Raw genomic sequence first — 18,732 nt, 5'->3', positions numbered from 1 at the left:
CAATCGTTTTCCTCAGATATCAGATACCGCAGTTTGCTCGGTGAAAGAGAGGGTGATCCCCTCTTCCTGATCGAAACCTAACGTCACCTCGGCAGGTTTATAATGGTGTGCCAGACGTTCCAACAACGCCTGCGATAACACCGGTAAAATTTGCTGGCTGAGCAGGCTGTCAATATTGCGGGCGCCACTGTCCGGTAGCAGGCAGGCATTTACCAATGTGTCACAAAGGCCACTTCCCACCGTGCAGGTCAGGCCATAATGGGTATGCAGACGCCGGGTGACCTGCCCCAGTTTGATGTCCACAATGCGCCTGAGTGCCTCCGCCGATAACGGACGGTAAATGACGGTCTGGAAACGCGCCAGCAGGGCCGGCTGGAAGTGGTCGCGCAGAATGGGATGTAACAACTCATGTAACAGAGCGGGCGGGGCATCGGGCTGTTGGGCCAATAGCGCCATCAGCGGATCACTGCCCAGGTTGGCAGTCATCAATATCACCGTGTGACGAAAATCAATCTCGCGCCCTTCACCGTCCCGCATAAAACCGCGATCAAACACCTGATAGAACAGGTTCAGCACGTCACGGTGGGCTTTTTCCACTTCATCCAACAACACAACACTGTAAGGACGCTGGCGTACCGCTTCCGTCAGGATACCCCCCTGCCCGTAACCCACATACCCCGGGGGAGAACCTTTCAACTGGGAAACCGTGTGTGCCTCCTGGTATTCCGACAGGTTAATGGTGATCAGTGAACGCTCGCCACCAAACAGGCTATCCGCTAAGGCCAGCGCGGTTTCGGTTTTCCCGACCCCACTCGGCCCAACCAGCAGAAACACCCCCAACGGCCCCTGTTCCGGAGTCAGACCGGTTTTCGCCGCCCGGAGACGTTGGGCAATGGCCCGCAACGCGGGGGCCTGACCAATAACCCGTTCCGCTAAATGCGATTCCAGATGCAACAGGCCGGTTTGTTCGTCTTTCAGCAAACTGCTTAAGGGGATGCCTGTCCAGTCAGCGACTACCGTCGCTACGGTGCGCACATCCACATCCAGTGATAGCAACGGTTGCCCCTGTTGACAGGCTGCCAGCCGCTGTTGTAATGCGGCTAACTCCCCCTGCCGGCTGATGTCCTGGCGAATAGCCAGTAACTGTTGCGTGAGCTGTTTTTCCTGTTGGTACTGCTCCTCCCGTTGTTGCTGTTGCCGGCACAGTTCACCGCGCTGCACCGCAATCTGGGCCAGACGATCAGAACAAGCAGGCTGCCCCAACGCCATATCTTCCACTATCGCCTGTTGCTCCACCTCCAGTGCAGTCAATTGAGCCCGGAGCAGCGTCAACGCTTCCGGTACAGTGTCCAAACTCATCCGCACCCGCGCACTGGCGGTATCGAGCAGATCCACCGCTTTATCCGGCAGCTGGCGCCCGGTCAGGTAACGGCGGGATAAGGTGACCGCCGCTTTAACCGCGGCGTCCTGAATATGGACACCATGATGACGGGCATAATGCGCTTTCAGGCCCCGCAGCATCAGGCAGGCGGTTTCATCGTCCGGTTCGTCCACTTTGATCATCTGGAAACGCCGTTCCAGTGCCGCATCCCGTTCAAAATACTGTTTGTATTCCGACCAGGTGGTGGCGGCAAGGGTGCGTAAGGTTCCCCGCGCCAGCGCCGGTTTTAACAGGTTAGCGGCATCCGCGCCGCCCGCCTGATTACCGGTACCAATCAGCGTATGGGCTTCATCAATAAACAGTAAAATCGGGGTCGGTGACTGTTGTACCGCCGCCATCACGTTTTTCAGCCGCTGTTCAAATTCGCCTTTTACCCCGGCTCCTGCCTGCAACAACCCCAGATCCAGCGCCCGCACGCTGACGGTTTTCAGGCTGGCGGGGACATGGCCTTCGGCAATACGCAGGGCCAGTCCTTCCACCAGAGCCGTTTTTCCCACCCCCGGTTCACCGACCAGGATCGGGTTGTTTTTACGCCGGCGCGACAGAATGTCGATCATCTGGCGGATTTCACTGTCACGGCCAAACACCGGATCGATATGGCCTTCTGCCGCTCGGGCCGTGATATCCTGCGTGAATTGGTCCAGAGCGCCCTGTAATGCCGGGGGTAAGGAGGCAGTCTGTCGGGCTGATCCCCCGGTGCCCATTTCCGCTCCGGCAAATTCGGCACCGCTCTCGGTCAGACAAGCCGTGGCCTGTCTTTCCGGACGTTCCTCTGATTGTTGATCCAGCAACGGACGCAGGCGTTGCAGCTGGGTCTCACTCAGACTGAGTAACGGCCAGGTATCCTGAGCACGCCACCATACCGGCTGATTGCACAGCGCCTGCAACAGGTGCACTGAGCGAATAGATACCGGATCTTCTTCCCGCGACGCAATCAGCCAGGCCGCCTGTAACCAATGACACAGGGCTGTCGACAACCGTGGACGCTGATGAAGGCGATGAGGCAGCCGCTCAATCGTTGTGAGCAGCGATTGCCACAGCGCGTCCATCGGCCATTCATAACGCCGGGCAATCACGACCATATCGCCTTCACCAGTTTCAAACAGTTTGAGCAGCCAGTGTTCTACCGTGATCTCAGCCTGTGCCCGTGTCTGGCAAAGCGCCGCCGCCGCGTCCAACGCCCGAGCACAATAGGGATTTAAGCGACGCAATAATGCAGTAGAGACTGTATCCATATCAAGTTCCGGTCATATCATGAGGTCAGGCCACTTCAAGCAGGGGATCACGTTTCGCCATAGCGACCGCACGGCTGAGACGCCTCCGTGATTTCTTGCCCAAACTGTGCCCGTTCCCGGGTAAAAAGTTGTCTGGTGGGGTCTCCCACCGGATTTTGTATTGAACAGGCACCGCAATAACGCCGCGCCTGTTAGGTTAAATGGCGGCTATCCCATCGGCATAGCCGCCGTCAGGGCATTACGCCTGATTGCGCTCATTCCACGCATCGGAGTGAATGATGTTGCCGTCCTTGTACGTCCAGGTAATTTTTTCGTAGCGGAACTCCACACGTTCCAGATGGTTGTGCTTCTCTTTGGCCGGATCTTTGATGTCATGCATCAGCGGTGCCACTTTCACCACCTTCACGTTGTCCAGTTTAGTGGTGAAATATTCTTTCTCCTGACCGGCGTCATCAATTTGGTACCACTTAATTTCCGCCGATTTCAGAGTCTGGCCGGAGGTGACCGCTTTATACAAATACGGGGTGGACGCATCGACTTCTTTAGTGAACACGAGCGGCGCGTGCACCCGGGTTCCGGTCAACTTGCCGGTGTTGTTGTCCGTCGGAATATGCAGCGCATGTTCCAGCGCCACGATTTCAATGCTGCCTTCCCGGTTCTGCACATCGACAGACCCTTTGATGTCGGCACCGCCGTCATCTTTCAACCATAAATAAGCGGGGATCGCCATAATAGGACTCCTGTTGTTGCTATGTAATGTCGCCTGCACCGGCGACGTTGTTGTTGATAAAAAGCCTGGCACTTGTTGCCGTCACCGGCAGGCGACGGCGCCCGGCACCAGACGGATTTCAACTCTGCGGTTGGCTGTACGCCCCGCAGGTGTTGAATTGGTGGTGATCGGCTGCGTTGCGCCCTCGCCTTGTACGACGACACACGCGGGTGGTATATCACTGGTGTGTAAGATCCAGTCGCGTACCGCGTCTGCCCGCGCCAGTGACAGCGCCTGATTTTTCGCGGCATCGCCGGTAGAGTCGGTATGGCCGGTGATCATAATCAGCCAGCCCGGTTTAGCGCGGATGTGGATCAGCGCGTTGATTAATACTTTGGTCGAACCGGCCTTAAGGCGAGACTGGCCAACATCAAACAGTGACAGACTGTTAAGGCTCAATGTCTGCGGCCGTGTTTTATCTCTCTGCGGCAAAACCGGCGGTGATACCGGTAACACTGTGCGGTTGATAGCCGCCATCAGTGGCGCATAAAGCTGATCGCCCACGTAAAGCCCCAACCCCAAACGCACCGGTTCGCCATCACGACGGTATTTTTCCAGCAATGCCGCGTTAAGCTTGAGTTGATGGTAAGCCTGCCGCCGAGCGCCAGCCTCTTTCATGCCCATCGCGTGATATTGTTGTAAGTCACTGCGTATTTGGCGCCACAAGCGATAGTTATTCCAGGCGCTGGCGATCAATGCCAGACAAACAAACCCGGTCAGCAAGCCCATCCCCCAAGCCACCGCCCGCCGGCGCGGTGTATCCCCCCCATAACGTGGCAGCAAGCGCAGCAGGGCATCGGGAAAAGGCGAGACACTCACCGCACCCGCAGTACTGTGGCTGATACGGGATAAGGTAGTACGGGCGATCAGCCATTTCGTCCACAGGTTGTTTACCTGCGGGGTTTGGGGCAAAAACATCAATGCCATCGCGAGGGGATAACACGGCGGGCTGGCCTGCTCCGGTGATTGGCACTCGCTCAGCACGTTTTCCCCCATCCAACGTTGCCAGGCCGCAACCGCAACCGCCTGTTGTAAACGGTCGGCGCGTTGCTGTGCCTCCCCTTCGGTCAACCAGGTATTCATTCCGATGGCGGAATGTTTTTCACTCCATACCGTCATCATCGGGTGGCCTGCCTGCAATTCAAACCACGGGCTGATATCCCCATCAAGATAGCCCGCAATGAACGCCGGTGTATGACAAGCGGTGAGTTGGGCCACACTCGCCACCTGATAACGAAACGCCCGGATCTGGGCCGTCATAACCGCCTGATCCCGTTGCTGTTCAGGGAAGAGGGTTAATAACACACTGATCTGAGGGGACCAGTCCGGTCTGGCCGCCATAATCGCTTCCGCCAGCGCACTCATCTCACTTTGCCGCCGTACACAGATAAAACAGCCCTGTGACGTGACGCGCAGCGGTTCTCCGGCAAACAGGCTGGCCACATTCTCCCCGCAAGTCAGCACCACAGGCTGACGCCATGAGGGCGCAGGCAGTGCCGCCAGCAAACGACCCACACGGTCCTGACAGGACATTTCCCGCACAGCGCTGCCAGTCTGCCACCAGGCAATTATCGTGACCATCAGGATCACCCCCAGCCACACGGCAACCGATACCTTGCTCAGCGGGAAGAAAAACCGGCACAGCACCGCCGCCAAAACGCCAGCCAAAAGCCAGAGTGCTCTTCTTAATGCGCCACTCAATGTGTTCTCCTTAGCCTTACCCAACAGACAGGCATTGCTGAAGATAGAGATGCAAACCCCACCACATCAAAACCACCGCGAGCACAGCCTGACACCCCCAGAACCCCAGGGAGCGTGAACGCCAGAATCGCCCCTGACGACGGCGCGCATGGGTTCGGATCGCCTGATGCGGCTGCACCACCATTTCCCCCGCACGTTCAGTCAATGCCGCCAGTAAGGACTGGCGTTCCTGGGCAATCTGTACGCTATCACCGCCCTGAAAACCCAGTGCCAATACGCGCTGGAAGCCCGTCAGGACCAGCGGAGAGGGGTGTGATTGATTCAGCACCTGACGGATACGTTCAAACAGCCGCTCCCCGGCATGGTGGGTATTAAAAAATCGCGTCTGCAACAACGTCTTCGACCAGGTTTCATGCCCATCATCCCGGTCAGGACGGCTCAGGACGGTTTCATCCAGCAAAGCACATAAGGCATAGATCACCTGGGTGACGTCATCTTCGCTCACCTCATGGTCTCTTAATTGCTGCTGTGTCGTTTCTATCAATGCAATCCCTTTTTGATATAACGCCTCACCCTGCACTGACTTATCCCCGTTTTTCAGCGCAATCACCACTATCCCGATATCGAGTATCAGGGGGTCAATTGACATCACTTTGTTCATGAGCGTAATACCGCAAACAGTTCTAACTGAACACCCGACAAGGTTCCCGGGACGTAGAAAGCACAGCTCCCCGCCGCCAGCATGGCTTTAGCCTGCGGATTATTCAGATCGAAAGCAAAATACTGGTTTTCCAACCGCAGCGGGACGGCCGCCGGCACATGGCTCAGCGGGCGCAAAGGCACACCGCTCAATGAGCGGTTAATCAGCCGGTCAATATCATCAGGTGCCCCCACTTTACATAATTGCGGAAACTGGGTTTGCAACTGGTGTGCCGGTATCGACGATCGCACGGAGAGATAGAAATCGGCCTCTTCGCACAGGCGTCTATCATGAAACGAGGCTTTCCACTGATTCTCGCGCACCACCACCAGTTCAATGGCAACGACCCGGGATGGCAAGCTGGCTTCAAGCAGGGTGCTGATAAGCTGCATCAGCGGCGGGAAAACCGCACTCAACTGACGGTGTTGATAACGGGGGATCGCGTCGAGATCATGATCCAACGAGAAGGTCAACAACGCACCCGCCAGCTTGACCAGCTCACGGTAGATGATCTCCGGATGCAACGCCGGGGCCGCTTTAAAATCATTCAACACCGGTTCATAACTGTTGAGCGCATTTAACAGCCAGAACAGCGACACATCAGCCACGGCGAAATCGGCCATCCGTTGATTACTCTCACGGCGCATCCCCATGAGACGAGTACGCTTAGCCCGTAGCTGAGTCAGCAAGAGATCGAGCTGTTCCAACAGGGGCGGATGCGCAGCAAAAGAGAGCAACGGAGGAATAAAGTCGTTATCCATCGTCCAGCCTGCTTGCCCGTCACGTACCAGACGCGCCAGCGGACAGGTCAGATAAGCCCCATTTTCATCCTGCTCAAAACGCAGGGAAAAGGCGTAACGCTCAACCGCCATGGACTCACAGAGACTGCCGTACCTATCCTGTACTTCAACCCACTCCTGTTGATAACGCAGCGGCGGTTGCCCCGGCGCGACGTCTTCACTATGCTGACGGCAATTCCCGCCGTTGGCGTGTTCCAGCGGTAATGCCAGTAATACCTCAACCGTTCGCAAATCCGCCGGCACAACGTGCTGCAAATCACAGGCCGCAGGCAGATTGTCAGCATGATCCGTGTCAATCAACGTTCCGTCCGGTAAACGGACTCTAAGATGCTGAATTTTGAGCCGATTGAAGCGCAGGGCATCCTGATCAAACTGTATATCCAGCACCCCCCAGGGATGGATCAACCCCAGGTGTGCAATACAATTGTTGGTCAGCGCTTCCCAGTTCGCTTGTTGCTGAAATTGTTGAGGGGTCAAAAAGGCGTCCTCAATCCAGAGCGGGCGTGAAATTTTCATGAGGTTTACCCTTTGGCTTTCGGCATCTGAGAAACCAGAGACAGATTGACGTCCAGTCCTTCGACCTGGAAATGCGGCACCGCATACAGCCTGACCCGGAAGAACCCCGGATTGTCATCAATATCTTCAACAATCACCCGCGCTTCACGTAGCGGATGAGAGGCCTGCAAATCGTCAGACGGATCGGTCATCTCCGTCACCAGCGTGTTGATCCAGTGGTTCAATTCAATTTCAAGCAGACGCCGGTCCTTGGTGGTGCCGATGTTCTCCCGCTGAATCAGCTTCAGGTAATGGGCAATGCGGGACAGCAGGAAGATATACGGCAGACGGGCATTGATACGGCTGTTGGCCGTGGCTTCACCTGTGTCGTACACCGCCGGTTTCTGCGTTGAGTTAGCCGAAAAGAAACAGGCGTAATCGCGGTTTTTGTAGTAAGAGAGCGGAATAAAGCCCAGATTAGCGAATTCAAACTCGCGGGTTTCCGGGATCATCACTTCCGAGGGAATTTTAACCTGACTGCCGGTCCCCAGATCGTAGAGGTGGATCGGCAAGTCAGTCACCGCACCACCGGCCTTTGGCCCGCGGATCTGCACACACCAGCCATTGTTGACAAAGCTTTTCATCATGTTGGCTGCAAACGCAAACGCGGCATTGGTCCACAAATATTTGTTGTGATCCGGCCCTTTCACCTGTTCGACATAATTAAACGTTCGCACCGGCACGGTATCCGGGCCATACGGCAGACGCCCCAGCACCCGCGGTAATGTCAGGCCGATATAACGGGCATCGTCGCTGTCACGGAAGGATTTCCACTTGATGTATTCGGCCCGGTCAAAGTAGTTACCGATGTCTTTAATGGCCGCGACTTCCGCCATTGTGTCTTTGCCGAAGAACGCCGGACCGGCGGCGGCAATAAAGGGCATATGCGCCGCCGCAGCCACTTTAGCAATGTTCCGTAACAGGGCAATATCCTGCGCCCCTGCGCCAAATTCATAATTGGCAATCACCGATCCGACAGGTTCGCCACCCGGTGTATCGTATTCCTGAATGTAAGTATGGCGATAGAAACCGCTTTGGATAATTTCCGGCGCGTCGTCAAAATCCTGCTGCAAATCCGCCTTAGCCACATCCAGCACTTCAATTCTGACGTTTTGGCGAAAATCGGTCCGATCAACCAGAAATTTCAGGCCCCGCCAGGCCGATTCCACTTGCTGGAATGCCGGGTGATGTAGCACCACATCCAGTTGACGACTGATTTGACTGTCCAGCGCACCGATATGATGATCCAACAAGGTTTTGTCGAGCCGCTTAACTTTTTGAGCCGATGCTTTCAGCAGCGTCAGAAAAACACTGACCGCCGCGGTCACGCGCTCATCCGTCGTCACATCGGCCAGGGCATCGTTGTTTTGAAAGCGGTCGATGTCGCCCAGTTGTTCGACCGGCTGTAAATTAATTTTTTCAAACAACGCGGAATAAATCCCGCCTTCACTGTGGGTTGTGGTAGTCACAGCCGCAGTAGTTTGCTCTTGTACCGTCATTCGTCTCTCCTGACTTAAAGTTTATGAAAACAGGCTGATAATCAGTCTGCCTGCGGGGCCAGCGCCGCCAGTTCTGCCCGTAATTCATCACTCAGCAGGTCATCCTGGAGGATATGTTCTAACTCCCGGCGAAAAGTGGCATTGTCGAGCAGGTTAGATTTCAGGTCGCGTAACAAATTACGCATCGCCAGCAATGCCCGCAGTGGGGGAATTTGGCGGGCGACGTGCTCCGGCTCGAAATCTTTTATTTGTCGGAAAGCCAGCGCGATATTCGTCTCACTTCCGTCGCCGGCCAGGGTATTTTCAACCGTCAGATTCATCGTGGGGCTAAATTCAGCCAATACCCGGTCAAAATTGTTTTTGTTTATATCCACCTTTTCTCTTTCCGAAAGGGGACGCTGTTCCTGACCATGGCTGTAATCGCCCATCACTAATAATTTCAGCGGTAACTCGACTTTTTTCTGTGCCCCCCCGGTATGTAAATCCAATTTAATATTAATCCGCGCTTTGGGGATTTCGTTTTGAAAGCTCTGTGCCACAAGCGGCTCCTCAATAATAAAAAAGAACTCTATAACCTGAGTCAGGCCATAATGAATTTCAGGAAGATAAAACCGGTTTCAGGTATTTCAGGACAGGCAGTTAACCGAGCAGAAAATAAGAGAACACCGACGAGCCCCCCCCATAAATAAATATATTTATCGGACAGGCCATTTCCTAACCAGGGTGATTTTCTAAACTGTCTTTTAAAAAAGCAAGATATTTTTTTAAAAAAAGCACTTTTTGTTTAGCGCTTATCAGAGAAAAAACTCGCCAAAGTAGATAAACAACAGACAATATATTAACAAAACCTAAACGAGATGATATTTTTTGCAAAAAAGATAGTATTTATTTTCATAAGGTGATAGCGACTTATCTGTTTTGTTGTCATTAGGGTAATTCAGTGCGATAGAGATCGGTTATATTTTTTAAATTTATACTATGTTTTCAATTAACTAAATAATCAATACATCAGGCTTGATGGGATGGGTAAAAAGAGAATGGTTATCAGTCATATTATGCGAATGAGAATAAATTTAATTAAGCCGCATCATATCGATTATATTATGGGATAACTCGTTTATTCATTATAGCTTTTATAGAATAGATAAGTATGGAGATGAAAAAGTCCTATCCTGTGAGATAAAACCGGAATACTTTTTTGCTATTTTTGATGATGGATACGATGATTTATTTTCGGGTACACAATTATAATAACGCTCTCTTGTTTTCCTATCCGGAAATCATTTTGCTGTGTTAAGCTCAACTTTCCTTAGTGCGCCCGATACAGAGTGGGCGCACTAAGGAAAGTTAATGGGTGTTTTTCGTCACATTATGGGGTTTATAACACCTGTTTCACGTACTCTCGTCCTCTACTACAGTTGTACTTATCAGTCGTAGAAGGTGACTTATTACCCAAGTCTCTTGATCTCTGAGGTGCAACTCGTATTGGTCATGGTGTAAAAGCGATTACCGATCCGGCTCTGATGGATTATTTGGTTGAAAACCGTATTGGTATTGAATCTTGTTTGACATCTAACCTTCAAACAAGCACTGTTAATTCTTTATTGAACCCCCCACTGAAACAATTCTTGGAAAAAGGTATTCTTGCTTCCATTAATACAGATGATCCAGCCGTTGAAGGTATCGAAATTCGCCATGAATATGAAGTAGCTGTACCTGCCGCGGGTTTATCTGCCGTTCAAATCCGTCAAACTCAAATTAATGGGCTGGAAACAAGGTGTTGACGGAAACACAAATGGACTAATTCTCCAATACTTTTCAAAGAGAACCGATTTTTCGTCAGTGACAGAACAAGAAATAAGATTCGTCATAAATACACTGAATAACCGTCCACGTAAGACATTGGGATAAGAAATACTTAATGAGTCATTTTAAAATAAAAAAATTTATTTTATAGTACAGATAAAGTCATTTTCATTGATTATTCGAACAATCATATATATTATACAATCATCTTTAACTGTGAAATATATCACATAACCTCAAGCAATACATTATATATTTTAAAAAATAGCTATACTTATTACAACAATTCTCCTCATTAAAACTGGGTTTAGGAGATTTATATGGGACAAACTAACTCAATTGACGACTGTACTGTTCAAATCCTCATTTATATAGACGAAAATATTGCTCGTGTTGATCAACAATTAAATACAAAAGGTATTTACCTTATCGATAATCAGCTGGGTACAAAAAATGCCCATCCTGCACTTCCTATAACTCCTGGTTATGTAACGACCGTAGCAAGGAACGATAAAATTTATTGGCGAATATTCTTGGTAGACCCAAATTCAAAAGGATCTGTAGAAATTACGTCAATAGGTAATTGTAAAGCATGGGGATTTAACGGACAACCAGAAAAAGCTTATGATAGTTTAACTGCATACAGTGGGAGGGCCGAGGAACCAGGGAATCATACCTATAATATATCAATTAACCTTATCACCAATGATGGAAATGGGATGACTCTAGACTTTAATCACTCATTGCATGTTCTTAATTCATGATAAGTGCAACTATAAATGAACGAGAAAAAGACAATGAATAATAAAAACACACAAGAAGATATAGAAAAGAATATAAAACCGGAGTTAATCCAGCTCGAAAATCAGAATGCGAATAAACCACAAACTATCATACGAATTTTTGTAGATACTGCCAGTGTATCCGCTTATGCAAGGAATGGTATTATAAATAAAGGAGTGTATATCATAGATAACAGGGCAAACATTGGTAGCACCTCACAGGGTACTATGGCAGCAAATACTTTTGTACGTCTACGAGACTATATTGGTTTTTATATCATGCCAATAGATCCAACATTAAACGATACTGTTTCTATTGAAGGGTTTCAAATAATAACAGGTAATATATTTGGCACTGACGGGTATCCAGAATTTATTAGCAATACAAAAGAATATCCAGAAGGGTCATTCTGGATTGGTCGAGCGGAGAGTGCTCCCACCCCAAATATAGCAACAACATATAAGATAAAATGCAAGTTAAAAACCGGCGGTCTAAAAGCTCGTACCATTTATTTCGAATGGGACCAGAACACAAGCATCACTGTAGCTGGGTAAAAGAATTAGAATAACACTGTATTTATCTGTTAATTATTAAGAAGAGTAAAAATCATCACCAATAATAAAGGAGTAGATATAACATGACCACAAATCATCTTGCTTTTCCCCAGAGTTATCCAAGAACCTATGAAATTCCTGGGTTCCGGGAATCCTTTCAAAAACAGCAGAAAAGCAACTGGTGTTGGATAGCAACTACAGCCGCTGTAACTAACTATTACACGACCACTATGGGACTAAAGGATAAAATCTATTGGAAGCAGTGCGAGCTGTACGATCAATGTGTTAGCAACAGCTATAATAATAGTTCTTGCTATTCTCTTGAGGATAACTCAATCCATAATCGTACAGGGAATCCAGCAGTAGCAATGAGCCATACCTTTATATTTAGGGAAAAATTCCGATATATTGCAACTGGTCCTGTATTAGATGCGGTGGATAGAAACACTCCGCCAATTGTTGGCTTTAATTTTTACCCAACAGATTCTACGAGAGTAATTGGTAAGCATGTAGTAACAATCTTTGGATATCAAGAGGATGGCAAATGGCTTATAGCCGACCCTAATCTAGATGAGGTTCAGTTCTTCACTCCTGAGCAATTACAAAAAATGGGGATTTTTCTTGCAGAAGTTTTCTACTCAATGCCTCCACCCTTTCAATAAGGGAAAAAACCATCTAAATCAGCAGCTGATACAAAGCTGCTGATCTGCAACAGATGAAACAACTGTTCGTTTCAGCCCATTGAGGGCGGCGGTTGAGTGCCATATAAATTTTTGGTGACAATAAAAGATGGCGGGAGTATGCGAAGGGCAGCCCTAAGGCTATGGATGTGTTCAAATTAAGAAAAGTATCTAAAATGTAAAATTACATTCATTGGACTAATGGAGAAATTTAAACAGAAACTTATAATTTAAGCTCCACAGCCCAATATTACATATCTATTTCCGCCTTAACCTCCGCGCATAACGTTGCGCTAACACCGCACACACCATCAACTGAATTTGATGAAAAATCATCAATGGCAACAACATTACGCCAACCGTCGCAGCCGGGAATAAAACATTTGCCATTGGCACACCATTAGCCAGACTCTTTTTCGAACCACAAAAAACAATTGTAATTTCGTCTTCTTTATTAAAACCCAACCAGCGGGCAGTATAAGTATTAATAACCAACACAACCGCCAGCACAATACAGCAAACAACCCCAATCATCAGGAGTGAATAACCATCAATCTTGTGCCAAATGCCTTCTACCACTGCCTCACTGAAAGCCACATAAACCACTAAAAGAATTGATGACCGGTCCGTCATATTAACCAGTTTTTTATGTCTCTCCACCCAACGTGCAATCAATGGCCGTGACAGATGCCCGATAATAAAGGGAACCATCAATTGAAGCACAATGGATTTTATTGCTTCCAATGTATCAGCGCTGTCTTCACCTTGTGTATGGATCATCAACCCAACTAATATTGGCGATAAAAATACCCCCAAAATACTGGATGCCGAAGCGCTGCAAATGGCAGCAGCAACATTACCACCCGCAACAGAGGTAAAAGCAATAGCTGACTGAACTGTAGCTGGTAATGCACAAAGGTAAAGAAATCCCCAATAAACTGTCGATGTCATGATCTCAGGGACCAGCAGGTTCAACCCTAATCCTATAATGGGAAATAAGACAAAGGTACTGAGAAAGACCACTAAATGAAGCCGCCAATGCCCCATACCGGCAATAATGGCTTGGCGGGATAATTTAGCCCCATGCATAAAGAACAGCAAAGCAATAGCCGCCGTCGTTAGCCGTTGAAACCAGACTTTAATTTCCCCCTCACAAGGCAAGAATGTCGCAATAACAACTACCGTCACTAATATCATCAAAAAAGGATCTATTCTTAACTTTTGCCACCAAGTCATCAGTTATTTTCCTTGCTTTGCAAATAGTTAGCCCGGCAAGCCGGACTAATCAATAAAAGTCACGATTAAACTGCCACTGTTCGTTGTTGTTTTGCTGATTCGGTACCGGCTTCAATTAATTTCATGATTTGAATGGCTTCACTTGCCGTTACCGGATTGGGTTTATCTATCGTAATTGCATCACGGATCGCAGCATAATAAGCAGAATAATTACCGGGCAACGTCGGGATATATTCCGTCACTAATTCATCTTCACGTGACAACGTCACAATTCCATCACGGATATCATATCCCCAATCGGCATGTGGCGGCCTTTCCCCGACTTTCAATCGTTCTTCCTGAGGATCAAGACCATATTTCACGTAACTGCCTTCCATACCATGCAGTGTATAAACCGCAGATTCAGCCGCCGCCAGTGTTGTTGCGTGAAGAACCACTTTGATATCCGGGTAATTCAGCAATACATGAAAATAATCCACCGCTTCAGCTTGTGGGCGGATCATCCCCAAATCAGCGGTAATGGATTGCGGTTTACCAAACAATTGAACCGCCTGATCAAGTAAATGGGGACCTAAATCATACCAAATACCGCTTCCTTCTCCTGCCGCCTCACGCCATCTTTGACGTACAACAGGACGATAACGGTCAAAATGGGATTCGAAATATCTCAATTTGCCCAATCGATTTTCTTTAATCAAAGATTTTATCGTCAAAAAACCAGAATCCCAGCGGCGGTTATGAAATACGGAAAGTAATAACCCCGCCTGTTCTGCTTGTTGCTTTAAAGATTCGGCCTGTTCAACCGTAATAGTAAAAGGTTTATCCACCACAACATGTTTACCGGCTGCTAGCGCCTGCTGTGCCAGAGGATAATGAGTATCATTAGGCGTGGGAATAACGATCAAATCAATTTCAGGATCATTGAAAAGATCTTCAGGGTGGGATACGACCGCAATATTTGGCCAGTCTGATTTCACTTTTTCAGCGTTACTACTGGAAATGGCAACCAATTTAACACCGGCAGTCCCGGCAATTAATGGTGCATGGAAGGTTTTGCTGGCATAACCATATCCCACCAACCCAACCTTTAACAGATCACTCATAACAGGCCCTCAAACTTACTATTAATATGCTGCAATTCAACATCAGTAAAAAATATCATCGGTGATTACCGTTTCGCAAATTATCTCTGAATCAATCTATTCACTAACCAGGTAGAATCGCCTACTATTTCTTTTTCACATAGCTTTAGTGGGAATAGCTTATGTATAAAACTAATGATTACCACAGAATTAATGGCTGGATTCTGGCCCCAGCTGCTTATCTGATCATGACCTTTCTTAGTGCCAGTGTCATGCTCGCTTTATATATCATGACTTTTTTCAGTCAGAACCATTCGTTGAACATCGGGAATAATCACTTTACTTTAATGTGGTTTTTTTCCGTTGCTATCACTGCGGTAATGTGGTGTTTTACCCTGTGGGTATTAAAATTGCTTTTCCGCCGGTCAAAAAGATTCCCGCAAATTTTTATTATCTGGCTTATTGTTACCGTATTAATCGCATTGAAAACGTTCACCTTCTCCCCCGTTCCTGATCAAATTGCTTTACGGGCATTGGCATGGCCACTATTAGCCGCCGCTATTTTTGTTCCCTACATTAAGCGTTCTCACCGGGTCAAAATGACTTTCACACAAGATCGATAACCGCAATTTTCTTCGGTTGTTATCATAACAATAGATTGCCCCACAGTAAGGTGCGGGCATTTTTATAATCTTATAAAAAGTAAACGACTTTATTTCAGGCACAGCAATGACTGACTACTTTCTTTTATTTGTCGGAACCGTATTGGTTAACAATTTCGTCTTGGTGAAATTTCTCGGCTTATGCCCTTTTATGGGCGTCTCTAAAAAGCTGGAAACCGCCATCGGGATGGGCTTTGCTACCACATTTGTTATGACACTGGCCTCAGTATGTTCATGGCTGGTGAATACCTTTATTTTGCTACCCCTGGATTTAATCTATCTGCGTACCCTGAGTTTCATTCTTGTCATTGCCGTTGTGGTGCAATTTACAGAACTTGTTGTACGTAAAACCAGCCCGACGTTATACCGGTTACTGGGTATTTTCCTGCCGTTGATTACCACTAACTGTGCCGTACTGGGTGTAGCACTCCTGAACATTAATCAATCACACGATTTTCTGCAATCCGCTATTTATGGTTTCGGGGCCGCTGCCGGTTTCTCTCTGGTGATGGTCCTGTTTGCCGCTATTCGTGAACGCCTGGCCGTTGCCGATGTACCCGCCCCTTTCAAAGGTTCATCTATCGGCCTGATTACCGCAGGATTAATGTCCCTGGCTTTTATGGGTTTTAGTGGTTTGGTGAAGTTCTGATGATATCGTTATGGATTGCTATTGGTGCACTAAGTGCACTAGGGTTAATTTTTGGGTTAATCCTGGGTTTTGCTGCTCGTCGTTTTCAGGTGGAAGAAGATCCTATCGTTGAAAACATTGATGATATTTTACCGCAAAGCCAGTGCGGGCAATGTGGTTATCCTGGCTGCCGCCCTTATGCTGAAGCTGTGGCGAATAATGGTGAAATGATTAACAAATGTGCGCCTGGTGGTGAACAAGTCATGCTGAAAATCTCCGAGCTGCTTGGGGTCGATCCACAACCACTGGATGGTGATGAAAGCATAAAAAACCCGGTCCGCAAAGTCGCATTTGTTGATGAAGAAAATTGCATTGGCTGCACTAAATGTATTCAGGCATGTCCTGTGGACGCTATCGTTGGTGCAACCCGCGCCATGCATACCGTTGTTGAAGATTTATGTACCGGATGCGACTTGTGCGTTGCTCCTTGCCCAACAGACTGTATTACGATGATCCCTGTGGCAACAACGACTGCGAACTGGAAGTGGGATTTAAAAACCATTCCGGTAAAGAATATCACTGTTCAGCCATCCCAGGCAGCTTCCGTTAACCGTATCCCGGTTAAAAACATTGAGGCTGAACACCATGCTTAATTTGTTCAATTTACTCAACAAAAACAAAATCTGGGATTTTAAAGGTGGTATTCACCCACCTGAAATGAAGCTGCAATCCAGCCAAACACCATTGCGCATTGCGCCACTGCCGGAAGAGCTAATCATCCCGTTGCAACAACATTTGGGTACCGAAGGCGAATTGCTGGTTAAAGCCGGTGATAAAGTGCTTAAAGGCCAGCCTCTGACGTTTGGCACTGGCCGTACCGTACCGGTTCACGCATCAACTTCCGGCACTATCATTGCCATTGAACCGTGCATAACAGCGCACCCATCCGGGTTGAAAGAGTTGTGTGTCCGTTTGCTCCCTGATGGTACAGATCAATGGTGTGAACGCGTTCAGGCACCTGATTATCAATCACTTGATGCAGACACGATGCTTAACCGCATCCATCAGGCAGGTATCGCCGGTTTAGGTGGCGCTGGCTTTCCTACTGCCTCCAAACTGCAAAGTGGCCGGCATGGTATTAAGACGTTGATCATCAATGCCGCAGAATGTGAACCTTATATTACCGCTGATGACCGCCTGATGCAGGAACATGCGGACGAACTCATTGAAGGCATTCGTATTCTGGAACATCTGCTTAAACCGGAACAGATCCTGATTGGTATCGAAGATAATAAACCAGAAGCAATAAAAGCACTGAAAACCGCTCTAAACGGCGATAAATCTATCATCGTCCGGGTTATTCCGACCAAATACCCTTCCGGTGGCGCGAAACAGCTGACCAAGATTTTGACCGGTAAAGAAGTGCCTTCCGGCGGCCGCTCCTCTGCTATCGGTGTTCTGATGCAAAACGTCGGGACTGTGGTTGCGATCAAACGTGCCATTATTGATGGCGAACCTTTGATTGAACGTGTCGTCACCCTTACCGGCGAAGCAGTCGCTTCACCGGGGAACTTCTGGACGCGACTCGGTACACCGGTACAATTTCTTCTCCAATTAGCCGGTTTTGAACCACAATCAGAACAGATGGTGATTATGGGTGGTCCTCTCATGGGATTCACTTTACCTGACTTAAATGTCCCTGTGGTTAAAATCAGTAACTGCATTCTGGCACCATTACATCAGGAAATGGACTCAAATACAGCGGAAGAGGCTTGTATCCGTTGTGGATTATGTGTGGAAGCCTGCCCTGCCAATTTATTGCCGCAACAGCTCTATTGGTTCAGCCGTGGACAAGAGCATGAGAAAGCCAGAGATCACAACCTGTTCGATTGTATTGAATGTGGTGCCTGTGCTTATGTCTGCCCGAGTAATATTCCTCTGGTGCAATATTACCGCCAGGAGAAAGCTGAAATTCAGGCGTTGGATCAGGAAAACCTCCGTTCAGCGGAAGCCAAAATTCGTTTCGAAGCTAAACAAGCTCGTATGGAACGGGAGAAACTGGCTCGCGAGGAACGACATAAAAAAGCCGCTGTCCAGATCGATAATACAGATAAAAATGCTGTGCAAGCCGCGCTCTCCCGTGTGAAGGAAAAACAGGCTGACGCTGGCAAAATTGTTTCTATAGAACCGGGACAAGCACCAGACAATTCAGCAGTCATCGCCGCTCGTCAGGCAAGAAAAGAGCAGCTTCGTACTCGTCAGGCAGAAAAACAGGCTACTGAAAATATCAATACTGTTACACCTGAACCAACAGGTTCAGAAGATCCTCGCAAAACCGCATTGGCAGCCGCGATTGCCAGAGCTAAAGCAAAGAAAACTGCCCAAAGTCAGGAAGTGACACCGTCACTGGAAACAATAGAACCAGAATCTACCGCTGATGAAAAGCAAGATCCGCGTAAAGATGCAGTCGCGGCTGCCATTGCCCGAGTTAAAGCTAAAAAGGCTCAGATACAGCAAGTAGCTGAAACTCAGGAAGAAGCACCACCAGCAGAAGAATCAGATCCACGCAAAGCTGCCGTTGCCGCCGCTATTGCTCGTGTC

At 48.5% G+C, this 18,732-nt stretch carries 16 protein-coding genes and 1 pseudogene; 8 read left to right on the top strand and 9 right to left on the bottom strand.

Annotated elements, in window-relative coordinates; genetic code table 11:
• Positions 1 to 12: 12 nt before the first annotated feature.
• The 7 genes from tssH to tssB form a co-directional block, all read right to left on the bottom strand.
• Positions 13 to 2,676, bottom strand: a complete 2,664-nt coding sequence (gene tssH / locus PTE_RS12765; RefSeq protein WP_036847111.1) for a type VI secretion system ATPase TssH — start codon at positions 2,674 to 2,676, stop codon at positions 13 to 15.
• A 238-nt stretch (positions 2,677 to 2,914) separates the two neighbouring features.
• A complete protein-coding gene (locus PTE_RS12760; protein ID WP_036847109.1) occupies positions 2,915 to 3,406 on the bottom strand; it encodes an Hcp family type VI secretion system effector in 492 nt (163 codons plus the stop codon).
• Between the two features lie 81 nt (positions 3,407 to 3,487).
• The gene (locus tag PTE_RS12755; protein WP_036847107.1) at positions 3,488 to 5,146 is read right to left on the bottom strand and encodes an OmpA family protein; all 1,659 of its coding nucleotides are present in this window, start codon (positions 5,144 to 5,146) and stop codon (positions 3,488 to 3,490) included.
• A 16-nt stretch (positions 5,147 to 5,162) separates the two neighbouring features.
• The gene (tssL, locus tag PTE_RS12750; protein WP_239002284.1) at positions 5,163 to 5,795 is read right to left on the bottom strand and encodes a type VI secretion system protein TssL, short form; all 633 of its coding nucleotides are present in this window, start codon (positions 5,793 to 5,795) and stop codon (positions 5,163 to 5,165) included.
• An 8-nt stretch (positions 5,796 to 5,803) separates the two neighbouring features.
• The gene (gene tssK / locus PTE_RS12745) at positions 5,804 to 7,162 is read right to left on the bottom strand and encodes a type VI secretion system baseplate subunit TssK (RefSeq protein ID WP_036847103.1); all 1,359 of its coding nucleotides are present in this window, start codon (positions 7,160 to 7,162) and stop codon (positions 5,804 to 5,806) included.
• Positions 7,163 to 7,167: 5 nt separating this feature from the next.
• On the bottom strand, positions 7,168 to 8,700 hold the full coding sequence (gene tssC, locus PTE_RS12740) for a type VI secretion system contractile sheath large subunit (RefSeq protein ID WP_036847102.1): 1,533 nt from the start codon (positions 8,698 to 8,700) through the stop codon (positions 7,168 to 7,170).
• 41 nt (positions 8,701 to 8,741) lie between these two features.
• Positions 8,742 to 9,239, bottom strand: coding sequence for a type VI secretion system contractile sheath small subunit (gene tssB / locus PTE_RS12735; RefSeq protein WP_036847100.1), 498 nt, complete (start codon positions 9,237 to 9,239; stop codon positions 8,742 to 8,744).
• A gap of 933 nt (positions 9,240 to 10,172) precedes the next feature.
• Here tssB and PTE_RS12730 point away from each other — a divergent pair.
• From PTE_RS12730 to PTE_RS12715, 4 genes and pseudogenes are all read left to right on the top strand, one after another.
• Positions 10,173 to 10,484: pseudogene (locus PTE_RS12730) on the top strand (adenosine deaminase); the annotation flags it as partial.
• Positions 10,485 to 10,826: 342 nt separating this feature from the next.
• Positions 10,827 to 11,270: a hypothetical protein gene (locus PTE_RS12725; protein WP_036847097.1), complete on the top strand. Its 444-nt coding sequence runs from the start codon at positions 10,827 to 10,829 to the stop codon at positions 11,268 to 11,270.
• A gap of 15 nt (positions 11,271 to 11,285) precedes the next feature.
• A complete protein-coding gene (locus PTE_RS12720) occupies positions 11,286 to 11,843 on the top strand; it encodes a hypothetical protein (protein WP_051477393.1) in 558 nt (185 codons plus the stop codon).
• Positions 11,844 to 11,926: 83 nt separating this feature from the next.
• Positions 11,927 to 12,505: a C39 family peptidase gene (locus PTE_RS12715; RefSeq protein WP_036847095.1), complete on the top strand. Its 579-nt coding sequence runs from the start codon at positions 11,927 to 11,929 to the stop codon at positions 12,503 to 12,505.
• A 276-nt stretch (positions 12,506 to 12,781) separates the two neighbouring features.
• Here the strand turns inward: PTE_RS12715 and PTE_RS12710 are convergent, their stop codons facing one another.
• Together PTE_RS12710 and PTE_RS12705 are read right to left on the bottom strand one after the other, a co-directional pair.
• Positions 12,782 to 13,759, bottom strand: a complete 978-nt coding sequence (locus PTE_RS12710; RefSeq protein ID WP_036847092.1) for a bile acid:sodium symporter family protein — start codon at positions 13,757 to 13,759, stop codon at positions 12,782 to 12,784.
• A gap of 65 nt (positions 13,760 to 13,824) precedes the next feature.
• Entirely contained in the window at positions 13,825 to 14,862 is a 1,038-nt protein-coding gene (locus PTE_RS12705; protein WP_036847089.1) for an oxidoreductase, read from the bottom strand.
• A gap of 161 nt (positions 14,863 to 15,023) precedes the next feature.
• On the opposite strand from PTE_RS12705, the gene PTE_RS12700 reads away from it, so the two are divergent.
• The 4 genes from PTE_RS12700 to rsxC form a co-directional block, all read left to right on the top strand.
• Positions 15,024 to 15,464, top strand: a complete 441-nt coding sequence (locus PTE_RS12700; RefSeq protein WP_036847087.1) for a DUF2569 domain-containing protein — start codon at positions 15,024 to 15,026, stop codon at positions 15,462 to 15,464.
• A 106-nt stretch (positions 15,465 to 15,570) separates the two neighbouring features.
• Positions 15,571 to 16,152 carry an electron transport complex subunit RsxA gene (gene rsxA, locus PTE_RS12695; protein ID WP_011146612.1) on the top strand — a complete coding sequence of 194 codons (582 nt, stop codon included), beginning with the start codon at positions 15,571 to 15,573 and terminating at the stop codon, positions 16,150 to 16,152.
• Positions 16,152 to 16,784, top strand: coding sequence for an electron transport complex subunit RsxB (gene rsxB, locus PTE_RS12690; protein ID WP_036847084.1), 633 nt, complete (start codon positions 16,152 to 16,154; stop codon positions 16,782 to 16,784). Before rsxA ends, rsxB begins: the two co-directional genes overlap by 1 nt.
• Positions 16,777 to 18,732, top strand: a 1,956-nt coding sequence (gene rsxC / locus PTE_RS12685; RefSeq protein ID WP_036847081.1) for an electron transport complex subunit RsxC, incomplete at its 3' end; no start/stop codon positions are given. The genes rsxB and rsxC, both read left to right, overlap by 8 nt.

It is taken from the genome of Photorhabdus khanii NC19 (assembly GCF_000517265.1).
In the GTDB taxonomy this organism is placed as follows: domain Bacteria; phylum Pseudomonadota; class Gammaproteobacteria; order Enterobacterales; family Enterobacteriaceae; genus Photorhabdus; species Photorhabdus khanii.
The sequence above is the reverse complement of the archived record's forward strand: the minus strand, read 5'-3'. Positions and strand labels throughout refer to the sequence as shown.